Annotated in this window: 7 protein-coding genes; 5 read left to right on the top strand and 2 right to left on the bottom strand. The window is 59.2% G+C overall.

The window, feature by feature from the left end:
- Window positions 1–437: 437 nt before the first annotated feature.
- The gene (gene hemN, locus ABY948_RS08240) at window positions 438–1,835 is read right to left on the bottom strand and encodes an oxygen-independent coproporphyrinogen III oxidase (protein ID WP_461482050.1); all 1,398 of its coding nucleotides are present in this window, start codon (window positions 1,833–1,835) and stop codon (window positions 438–440) included.
- Between the two features lie 242 nt (window positions 1,836–2,077).
- Between hemN and ABY948_RS08235 the strand changes: the two genes are divergently transcribed.
- The 3 genes from ABY948_RS08235 (at window position 2,078) to ppa (ending at window position 5,145) form a co-directional block, all read left to right on the top strand.
- Window positions 2,078–3,637 (top strand): EAL domain-containing protein, encoded by a 1,560-nt coding sequence (locus ABY948_RS08235; RefSeq protein ID WP_461482049.1) that lies wholly within the window; start codon window positions 2,078–2,080, stop codon window positions 3,635–3,637.
- A 103-nt stretch (window positions 3,638–3,740) separates the two neighbouring features.
- On the top strand, window positions 3,741–4,421 hold the full coding sequence (locus ABY948_RS08230) for an OmpA family protein (RefSeq protein ID WP_461482048.1): 681 nt from the start codon (window positions 3,741–3,743) through the stop codon (window positions 4,419–4,421).
- Between the two features lie 190 nt (window positions 4,422–4,611).
- A complete protein-coding gene (gene ppa / locus ABY948_RS08225) occupies window positions 4,612–5,145 on the top strand; it encodes an inorganic diphosphatase (RefSeq protein WP_461482047.1) in 534 nt (177 codons plus the stop codon).
- A gap of 172 nt (window positions 5,146–5,317) precedes the next feature.
- On the opposite strand, the gene ABY948_RS08220 is transcribed toward ppa, so the two are convergent.
- On the bottom strand, window positions 5,318–5,800 hold the full coding sequence (locus ABY948_RS08220; protein WP_461482046.1) for a methylated-DNA--[protein]-cysteine S-methyltransferase: 483 nt from the start codon (window positions 5,798–5,800) through the stop codon (window positions 5,318–5,320).
- Window positions 5,801–6,137: 337 nt separating this feature from the next.
- Between ABY948_RS08220 and ABY948_RS08215 the strand changes: the two genes are divergently transcribed.
- Together ABY948_RS08215 and ABY948_RS08210 are read left to right on the top strand one after the other, a co-directional pair.
- Window positions 6,138–7,592 (top strand): alkaline phosphatase PhoX, encoded by a 1,455-nt coding sequence (locus ABY948_RS08215; protein ID WP_461482045.1) that lies wholly within the window; start codon window positions 6,138–6,140, stop codon window positions 7,590–7,592.
- 282 nt (window positions 7,593–7,874) lie between these two features.
- The gene (locus tag ABY948_RS08210) at window positions 7,875–10,304 is read left to right on the top strand and encodes an esterase-like activity of phytase family protein (protein WP_461482044.1); all 2,430 of its coding nucleotides are present in this window, start codon (window positions 7,875–7,877) and stop codon (window positions 10,302–10,304) included.
- Window positions 10,305–10,471 lie beyond the last annotated feature (167 nt).

Raw genomic sequence — 10,471 nt, 5'->3', positions numbered from 1 at the left:
CCGAAGGGCTGGGGCCATTTTTGCCCCCAGCGTTGTTGTCATTCGCTCATTTAGAATAACTAAACCACGCTCATTCCGCCTCGCTGGAAGCAAAAATGACCTCCAGCAGTGGTAAGCAAATTAGTGTGAACAGGCCCTAGGAAAGCTCGCCGGCGCGGTGCCGGTGAGGCTGGGATTCTACGCCAATCAATTGCCAACTCAATGGCTCGCATTAAATAGGCCTGGATTAGAATGGCACTTAACTTAGCGATGTATGTCATTGTAATCAATGAGTTACGATCTATCCGCCTGCCAGCTGGTTATTACCATATCTCTGCAAAGTAGCTGTTTGGCAGCGAGGGGCAGGAAAGATGCACAAATCCACCAATGTTTGATCGACAGCTAACTTATTGAAGAACTGCACATTTTACTCTTAAGCAAGTACCATTCGGCCCGGATTAAATAATCCTGGAATAGCGGATTTCCGGTTTCGACTGGTTGATATAGGCGTCGAAGGTCATACAGATGCGGCGGATCAGCAACCTTCCCGCCGGCGTCACCCGGATCGCACCGGCTGCCAGTTGCAGCAGGCCATCCTCGGCCATCGGTTGCAGTTGTTCCAGTTCCGCCGCGAAATAGTCGGCAAAATCGATATCGAACTGCCGCTCAATGGCCTCGAACTTTAATTCGAAGTGGCAGATCAGCTGCTTGATCACTTCCTGGCGCAACAGATCGTCGGCGCTCAGTTCAAAGCCCCGCGCCAGCGGCAGGTGGCCATCGTCGACGGCGGCCTGGTAGTCCTCGATCTGTTTGTGATTCTGGGCAAACACATTGTCGATGGCGCTGATGGCGGACACCCCGAAGGCCACCAGATCGCAGCCGCCGTGGGTGGAATAACCCTGGAAGTTGCGCTGCAACACGCCGTTGCGCTGGGCCACCGCCAGCTCGTCGTCGGGGCGGGCGAAGTGGTCCATGCCGATGTAGACATAACCGGCATCCAGCAATACCCCGGTCATGCGCTCCATCATCAACAGCTTTTCGGCGGCGCTGGGCAGCGCCGTTTCGTCGATCTGCTTCTGCACCTTGAACAGGTGTGGCAGGTGGGCGTAGTTGAACACCGACAGGCGATCCGGCCCCAGCTCGATGATACTGTCCAGGGTGCGCTCGAAGGTGGCCCAGCTCTGCCGCGGCAGGCCGTAGATCAGGTCCATGCTGATGGAGTGAAACCCCTCGGCGCGCCCCGCCTGCACCAGCGCCCGCACTTCCTCGACGGAATTGAAGCGGTTGACCGCCTGCTGCACGGTGGGGTCGAAATCCTGGATGCCCATGCTGAGGCGGTTGAATCCCAGCTGCCGCAGGCAACTGATGGTGCTGACATCCATGTCGCCCGGATGAATCTCGATGCTGTACTCACCGCTGTCGTCATCCAAGAGCGTGAAATGCTCCCGGGTAGCCGCCATCAGCAGGCGCTTTTCGTCATCGCTGATGTAGGTGGGGGTACCGCCGCCCCAGTGCAACTGGTGCACCGGGCGGGAGCGGTCGAACAGCGCCCCCTGGCGGGCCACCTCGGCAATCAGCCGCTCCAGGTAGGGCATGGCGCGCTTGCGGTTGGCGGTAATGATCTTGTTGCAGGCGCAGTAGTAACAGACGGTGCTGCAAAAGGGGATATGAAAATACAGCGACAGCGGGCGAGCGGCCACATTGCTGCGCTCGATCGCCCGGCGCAATTCGGCTTCACCAAACTGTTCATGAAACTGCGGGGCAGTGGGATAGGAGGTATAACGGGGGCCGGACAGATCGTAGCGGTCGATCAACTGGCGGTCCCAGACAATGGAACTGGAGGAGGTCACTGGCATATTTTCCTGAACAGGGCAAAACACCCCACCATTCTAGCTGTTCTGTGTTTGCACCGCTTGATGCCTGTCAAAAAGACGGCGGCAAGTATGGCGAAATTAGCCGTGGTTTTGCCGCGCCCGGCGCGGCGCGGCGCGTATTAACACGATGGAGGGTAGTTCTCTCCCCGGTACCACATGGTTTATGCTGTGCCCTGTTTTTCACGCTATGGATCGGCCCCAATGGTTATTTCCGATCACTCATAATGGCGCGTCGCGACAAAATATTTCTGGCTATCCTCTCCACGGCCCTGCTGGGATCTCTGGTGCTCTGCGCCCTGCTCGGCTGGTACCTGTGGCGGGAGTCGGTGGTCGCGGAAGAAGGCCGCCTGGAGACCCTGTCTCAACAGCTGGGCCAGCAAACCGAAGACGCCATCATTGATGCCCGCAATGTACTCGACCAGCTCAACAACAGCACTGTCGAGCACTGCGCCAACGAGCACCTGAAACTGATGCAGGAACTGGCGGTGGCTCGCCCCTACATCCGTGCCATCGGCTACTGGCGGGCCGCCGACAGGCTGTGCGGTGCGGGCTTTATCCAGGGCATCTCTTTCACCCCACCCCGTGCCAGTCGCATCTACGAATCCGGCGTCATCGCCTGGTGGCCCAGCGCAGAAACGGAAGTGGGCGGGGTACAGCTCTTTCTCATGCGCTTTGGCGAACACGATCTGGTGATCGACCCGCGACTGCTGTTGAATGCCGACCTGCCGGAGCAGCAGATGGCCGGGCTGTGGGTGGAAGGATTACCGATGGTCACCGTCCCCGCCAGGGCCGAGCTGCCGCCCCTGAACGCACTCAAACTCGGCCTGACCGTGGATCGAACCAACCAGCGGCTGATCTCGCGCTTTTCCCTGGGTACCATTTTCCCCATCGACATCGTCGCCCTGCAGCCGATGAGCCAGTTCTGGCAGCGCTACCTGCCGACACTGTTGAGCGCGGGCCTGCTGGGGCTGCTGTTGATTCCCCTGTGGATCTACATCGTGTTGCGCTACTCGCGCCAACACCTGAGCCTGGCGGCCGAACTGCGCGACGCCATCGTCAACAACCAGATCCAGGTGCACTACCAGCCGATTGTGGACATGTCCAGCGGCCGCTGTAGCGGCGCCGAGTCCCTCGCCCGCTGGACCCGGGAAGACGGCGAAATGGTGGGCCCGGATGTGTTTATTCCCATCGCCGAAGAGGCGGGACTTGCCACCGACCTGGCCAAGGCCATGCTGCGCGGCATACTGCGCGAGCTGGGGAGCCACCTGAAAGCCTTCCCGGACCTCAGTGTCAATCTCAACCTGTCGGCCCAGGACCTGGAAACCGACCGGCTGCTCGATTACCTTGAAACGGAACTGCGGGCCGCGGACCTGCCCGCCTCGGCCATCAAGCTGGAGATCACCGAGCGCGCGCTGATTGACAACGACCTTGCCCGCCGCCGCATCCAGACCCTGCGCCGGCGCGGTCACAGCATTGCCATCGACGACTTTGGTACCGGTTACTCCAGCCTCTCCTACCTGGAGAGTTTCGAGCTGGACACCCTGAAAATCGACAAGGCCTTTGTGGATGCCATCGAAACCCACGCGGTCACCAGCAGCGTCATCGGCCACGTGATTGAAATGGCCAAGTCCCTCAAGCTGGATATCGTCGCGGAGGGGGTCGAGTCAGCACACCAGGTCGACTGGCTGCTCAAGCAGAATGTGCTGCTCGGGCAGGGCTATCTCTTCAGCAAGCCCCTGCCTGCCCGCCAGTTCATCGCCTTTCATCAGCGGCACGGGGGATGAGGGTCGGATGCCCCGATAAACCCCATGCGAAACCCGCCGTTTCGGGTAAGATACGTCGCTTCCCGCACGGGGGCAAAACCATCATGACAGGAGCACCGACACCTTGAACAACCACCAGCTGCCGTCCTTTCACCGATACCTCGCCTGCGGGCTAATGGCAGCCACCCTGGTCATGACAGGCTGTTCCGTGTTCAAGTTGAAGCAAGAGACCGCAGCACAGCCATCCGGGCAACAAACCCGGGCAGTGGCGGTGCGCACGGCCCAGCCAGCGCAGAGCGCTCCTGCCGCCCCGAGCCAAAGCAGCCCCCTCGCCCCCGAACGGGTTGGCTATTACATGGACGTCCAGTTCGCCAACCTGCAACAGAAACTCAACGGCAACAGCCTCAGCATCAGCCACCGCGACAACAAGATCATCATTGTCATCCCCGGCGAATCGATGTTCGACAGCAACAGCGCCCGGATCAAGTCGGTGATCGAACCGGCACTGACACTGATTGCCGATGTTCTGAACCAGTATGATCAGACCAAAATCACCGTGGCGGGTCACAGCGACGCCCAGGGCGAGCTGGCCTACAACCAGCGGCTGTCGGAGCAGCGGGCGATGGCTGTGGGACAGTACCTCACCCGGGGCAATATCACCGCCAACCGGGTGATCGTCCGGGGCTTTGGCCCAAACCAGCCGATAGGCGATAACAGTTCCCCGGCGGGGCGGGCACAGAATCGCCGGGTGGAACTGATTCTGGAACCCATCATTGTCCCCGGCGGTAGCCTGCGAAACAGTTAAATTCCTTGCGGCTGAACCCGGTGTCTGGCTCCAACAACCGCGCCGGGGAAGGTAACCGTCCAATAGTCTTAGACCAAGGTGCAACTGGCAAAGCCCCCTGTCGGCCAGTATAATCCCGCCACTCCGGAAAGCCGCCGGGTGGCCCTGCGCATTTCCGCTTCCCCAACCGCAAGACAAAAGAAGACGAGACATGAGCTACAACACGATCCCCGCTGGCAAAGACCTGCCGAACGACATCAATGTGGTCATCGAAATCCCCGCCAACCACGACCCGATCAAATACGAAATCGACAAGGACAGCGACGCCATTTTTGTCGACCGCTTTGTGGCCACACCGATGTTCTACCCGGCCAACTACGGCTACATCCCGCAGACCCTGTCTGAAGACGGCGACCCGCTGGACGTACTGGTGGTCACCCCCTACCCGGTGATGCCCGGTTCCGTGATTCGCAGCCGCGCCATTGGCGTACTGAACATGACCGACGAATCCGGTGTGGATGCCAAACTGCTGGCAGTACCGCACACCAAACTGACCAAGCTGTACGACCACGTGCAGGAAATCGGCGACCTGCCGGAACTGCTGATCAACCAGATCAAGCACTACTTTGAAAACTACAAGGCACTGGAAGCCGGCAAATGGGTGAAAGTGGAAGGCTGGGACAACGCCGAAGCCGCCCGCGCCGAAATCACCGCCTCCCGCGAGCGCTACCTGAAAGACGCCTGAGGCCGAGGATAATAAAGCGCCTGAGGCCAAGGATAATAAGGCGCCTGAGGCCAAGGATAATAAGGCGCCTGAGGCCAAGGATAATAAAGAGCAGGCTGATCCACCGACCGATCACCTGCCCTAAAAAAACCCGGCACTGCCGGGTTTTTTTAGGGCGTCAGGCCAGCGTTATTCAGGCCACGGCCCGACCCAGTTTCCGCTCCCAATCCAGCATCGCCTGTTTGCGCTCAACCCCCCAGCGGTAACCGCCCAGTCCGCCATCGCTGCGAATGACCCGGTGGCAGGGAATCAGCCAGGCAATGGGGTTGGCGGCAATGGCACTGGCCACGGCGCGCACCGCTTTGGGCCTGCCGATGGCGTCCGCTACTTTCTGGTAGGTGGTCAGGGTACCCGCCGGAATGGTCAGCAACTGCTGCCAGACCTGGCGCTGGAAATCACTGCCCGTCAGGGCAAATCGCTCAATCTCCACAGGGAGCTGGTGCAACAGGGATTCTAGCCTCGCCACCGCCTCCCGATCCGCTCGCCGACAGCCCACCGCATCGTCGGCATTTTCGGCTTGGTCAGCGAAGTCGATACGCTGAATACCTTCCTCATCCCAGACCAGCCACAGGTCGCCAAACGGCGAGCGGGCTTTCCCCTTAAATTTCTGACGCATCATCGCCTCCCCGGCCAACAGGCCGATCTGAGCTGTGTCACAGATTATCTCGAGTGTAGTGCCTGGCGCGGCAAAACCCAATGCCGCGCCAACTGTCCGCAAAATAAAAATTTTCCCCGGCGCTGGGTGGCAGCGGCATCAATCACCACCGATTTCAGCGGGTTAGCCGGAAAAGCTGCCGGCAATCACAGCAGTTGTCAATTTTCCGCAAGAAAACCTTCATATATTGATCGCAATTCCTTCACAAACAGCCACTACCCTGAAGCCGCCCAACCCCCTGGACGACCTTAGGGCCAGGGTCACAACCAGCCATGTTCTACACCAAAGGAGTTTATCCATGTTCAAGAAACTGCTGCCCCTGGCCATTTGCACTGCCGTTGCCGTCGTTGCCATTGCCGCCGATGACAAACCCATGGACTTCGGCATGAAAGTCCAACATCTACTGAATGCCCAGTCCGAAAAACTGTTTGGTTTCAACCAACCACTGCAAACTTCCTATGATGGCCATGTGGCCCGTGAACCCGGTCAACATGCCGATGACCTGATCCTGTTGGCCGAAGGCCTGGAAGCCACCATCCTCACCCGTGAAGCCGCGGACAAGGCCGACATGTTCGCCTTCTGGCCCAATGACGAAGCGCCCACCCACGCCATTTTCTGCATTGAGGGTGGCCGCCAGAACCTGGGTACCACCCTGCCCTCCGGCATCGCCAAGTACAACCCTTCGGTCCAGCGCATCGATCTGGTTACCGGTGCGGCGGAAACCATCCTGCGGGGCATGGACCGCTGCGACGGTATCCGCACCACTGCCTGGGGCACCGTGCTGGCCACCGAAGAGGCCGGTGACGGCCAGGGCTACGAGGTCATCGACCCCCTGAGCACTGACAATCATACGGTTCTGGACCGCGCCACCGGCGTGATCGTCGACGAGAACAACAACCCCTCCACACAGATCGCCAAGCGAGATGCTCTGCCCACCATGGCCTGGGAAGGCCTGACCGTCACCGCTGAAGGCGTGGTCATCGGCGGCGACGAACTGCGTCCCGGCACCGGCACCGCTGACAAAGACGGCGGCGCTATCTTCAAGTTCGTACCGGCTGTGCCTCATCCGGGTGGCGAAATCGCCGACCTGGCCCTGTCACCATTTGCCGCCGGCAGCGTCTACGCCATGCAGGTCTCCTGTGTGAACAATAAACAACAAGCCGGCCAGGGTTGTGAAGTGGGCAATGCCGCCTGGTTAGCGGTTTCCGCCACCAATGCCCGCGATGACGCCGATGCCACAGGCGCCACCGGTTACTACCGTCCGGAAGACCTGCACATGGACCCCACCTACGAGGGTGAAGGGGTGCGCTTCTGCTGGACCAATACCGGCAATGAAGGCGCCAAAAACTACGGCGAAGTCATGTGCGGTGTTGACTCGGATCCGCTGCTGGCGGATGACCATACCCGCAGCGTGGTGGTCAACCGCTTCGTTGAAGGCGACGAAGATTTCAACTCTGTTGACAACCTGGCGTTCCAACCGCTCACCGGCAACCTGTACGTCATTGAGGACCACCGCAACGGTGACATCTTTGGCTGTCTGCCCGACGGCGGCGACCGCGACATCAAAACCGATGGCTGTGTGAAAGTTCTGACGGTTAAAGACCAATCAGCTGAACCCACTGGCTTCGGTTTCTTTGGTGACGGCCAGTCCGCACTGCTGTCTGTTCAGCACTCCGGTGACGACGATGCCCTGGATGTAGACGACTACGGCACCGACGATATCCTGCTGATCACCGGCTTTAAAGTGAAGTAAGCCTGTTTTGACCGGCCGGTATGCCGCGAGGGATACCGGCTTTTTTATGCCCGTAAAAACATCCCGCCCCTGGCATGACTTGCCCACCTGCCCCGAATAATTTCCCAATGCCACGTTTGGGCAATTTCCCATCAACGTCCGTCAGTTGCACCAGCTGGCTTATGTAACTTATTAAAAGCGTTAAAAAAACTGACATCATCCCGTCATTTATAGCCGTTAAGTTCTGGCCTCAGCCTTACCCCAGAACCACGCTTGACCCACGATTTAGACGGAGATAAAACGATGAAAAAGCTGTTCCGCCCCACCCCCATCGCCGCAGCCCTGTGCGCCCTGGCCATCGGTGTACAAGCCGAAGCGGTTGAACCCAAGTTCCTGCAACGGGTGGCTGTCTTCCCGGTTTGCGAAAACCTCGAACAGGGCTGTACTGACAGTACCGAAACAGTGGCTGAAATTGTTGTGGCCAGTGAAAACGGCAAGGTGCTGGCCTACACCGACAGCCAAAGTGAACAGCTCGGCTTCGTGGATATTGCCGATCCGGCCAACCCCAAGCCTGCGGGCACACTGGAACTGAGCGGTGAACCCACCTCGGTGGATGTGCGCGGCAAATACGCGTTTGTCGGGGTGAACACCTCCAGCGGGGATATTATTCCCGGTACCGAGGATGCCGACGCAGCCATTAAATTTACCCGTGATATGAGCGGTGAGCTGTGGGTGGTGGATATGCACAGCCATAAGGTGGTGCAGATAATCGATTTGTCCGGCCAGCCAGACTCTGTGGCCATCAGCCCCAATGGCCAGCATGTGGCGATCGCCATCGAGAACGAACGCAATGAAGATGTCTGCGTCGGTGGCGGCCTGAACGGCCAGGAAGTGGATGAAGACGACTGCGAAGACGAAGATGGCCAACTGGGCATTCCCGGCCAGGGCCCTGCCGGGGTGCTGGATATTGTCGACCTGAGCGGCAAGCCCGGCACTTGGGAAAAGCGCACGGTTGAATTTACAGACCTGGCAGGCATGCTGTATCCGGCGGACCCGGAACCCGAGTACGTGGATATCAATAAGGACAATATCGCCGTCCTGACTTTGCAAGAAAACAACCATATCGCCCTGATCGACCTGGTCAGCGGCGAGGTGCTGGATCACTACAGCGCCGGCAGCGCCGATCTGACCCAGATCGACACCAAGGAAGAAGATCCGGCGCTGATTTCCCTGACCGGTCACAAGGAAGGCCTGCTCCATGAACCCGATGGTGTCAGCTGGATTAACCGCCATATCTTTGCCACCGCCAATGAGGGCGACCTGGATGGCGGCAGTCGCGGCTTCAGCGTCCTGGACGACATGGGCAACGAACTGTTCAACTCCGGCAACAGCAACGACCAGCTGACAGTGCGGCTGGGTCACTACCCGGACGATCGCTCCAAGAACAAGGGCAACGAGCCGGAAAATGCCGAGTACGTTGAATTTGAGGATGGCAGCAAGCTGCTGGCAGTGTGCTCCGAACGCGCCAGTCTGGTCTTTATCTACGATGTGATGGACCCGGCCAACCCGGTACTGTTGCAAACCCTTCCGGCGGGCGTTGCCCCCGAGGGCGTCAAGGCTGTTCCCGGCCGCAACCTGCTGGTTGCCGCCAGTGAGGAAGATAGTCGCGACGATGGCGTTCGCTCGGTAGTGAATATCTATCAGTACGGCTATGACGCCCCCAGCTACCCCCGCATCCAGTCCGCTGATCGGGTAGACGGCACCCCCATTCCCTGGGCGGCCCTGTCCGGCCTGGCCAGCTTGGCTGACGACAGTGCCTACAGTATCTACGACAGTTACTACCAGCAGAGCCGCATCTTCCACCTCGACCTGACCCAGACCCCGGCGCTGATCGATCAGGAAATTGTGCTGCAGGACACCAGTGGCGTACTGGCTGGACTGCCGGTAGTCGCCTTGGCAGATTCGTCTGTGGACGATGATGATGCCAGCCGCATCGGTGTATTTGACGAAGCTGATCTGGACGCCATGATCAACGATGACGGTACCGTCAATCTCGACCCCGAAGGCATTGCCATCGCCAGCGACGGCGGCTTCTGGGTTGCCACCGAGGGCAGCGGTACCTGGAACGATGCAGGACGCCCGATCAACAGCCTGAACCTGATTGTAAAAGCCGATGCGAATGGCAATATCACCCAGGTCATCACCCTGCCAGAAGCAGTCAATGCCAAACAGCTGCGTTTTGGTCTCGAAGGCGTTGCCGAGTATGACGGCAAGCTCTATGTAGCCTTCCAGCGTGCCTGGAGCGGCCTCGGTGACAGCATGCCGCGCATCGGTATCTACGACCTGACAGCGGCAACCTGGTCGTTCCTGTTCTACCCGCTGGATGGGGTTGAGTCCCCCAACGGCGGCTGGGTCGGCCTGTCGGAAATCACCACACTGGGTAACGGTGAATTCATGGTGATCGAGCGGGACAACCAAGCCGGGCCGGATGCCGCCATCAAGCGGCTGTACAAGTTTGATACCACGGGTCTGGAAGACGGTGCCACCGTCGGCAAAGTGCTGGTGCGTGACCTGATGGAAGACCTGAAAGCCCCCGGCGGCCAGGTGCTGGAAAAAATTGAAGGCGCAGCAGTGCTGCCCAACGGCGACGTGCTGATCGTCAATGACAACGACGGCGTGGACGGCTCCAACGGCGAAACCCAGCTGCTCAATCTCGGCAAGATCCTTAACTAGGGCCTGTTCACACTAATTTGATTACTACTGCTGGAGGTCATTTTTGCTTCCAGCGAGGCGGAATGAGCGTGGTTTAGTTATTCTAAATGAGCGAATGACAACAACGCTGGGGGCAAAAATGGCCCCAGCCCTTCGGGTTGCGGCTAAAAAAGCGCCACTCGTCGTTG

Source organism: Porticoccus sp. (assembly GCF_041592135.1).
Classification (GTDB): Bacteria; Pseudomonadota; Gammaproteobacteria; order Pseudomonadales; family Porticoccaceae; genus Porticoccus.
Note: the sequence above shows the minus strand (reverse complement) of the source record. Positions and strands in the feature narration are given on the sequence as shown.

Excerpts from the sequence above, each read along its gene's own strand:
- ABY948_RS08215 (WP_461482045.1), top strand. The coding sequence starts at position 6,138 with ATGTTCAAGAAACTGCTGCCCCTGGCCATTTGCACTGCCGTTGCCGTC.
- hemN (WP_461482050.1), bottom strand. The coding sequence starts at position 1,835 with ATGCCAGTGACCTCCTCCAGTTCCATTGTCTGGGACCGCCAGTTGATC.
- ABY948_RS08220 (WP_461482046.1), bottom strand. The coding sequence starts at position 5,800 with ATGCGTCAGAAATTTAAGGGGAAAGCCCGCTCGCCGTTTGGCGACCTG.
- ABY948_RS08210 (WP_461482044.1), top strand. The coding sequence starts at position 7,875 with ATGAAAAAGCTGTTCCGCCCCACCCCCATCGCCGCAGCCCTGTGCGCC.
- ABY948_RS08235 (WP_461482049.1), top strand. The coding sequence starts at position 2,078 with ATGGCGCGTCGCGACAAAATATTTCTGGCTATCCTCTCCACGGCCCTG.
- ppa (WP_461482047.1), top strand. The coding sequence starts at position 4,612 with ATGAGCTACAACACGATCCCCGCTGGCAAAGACCTGCCGAACGACATC.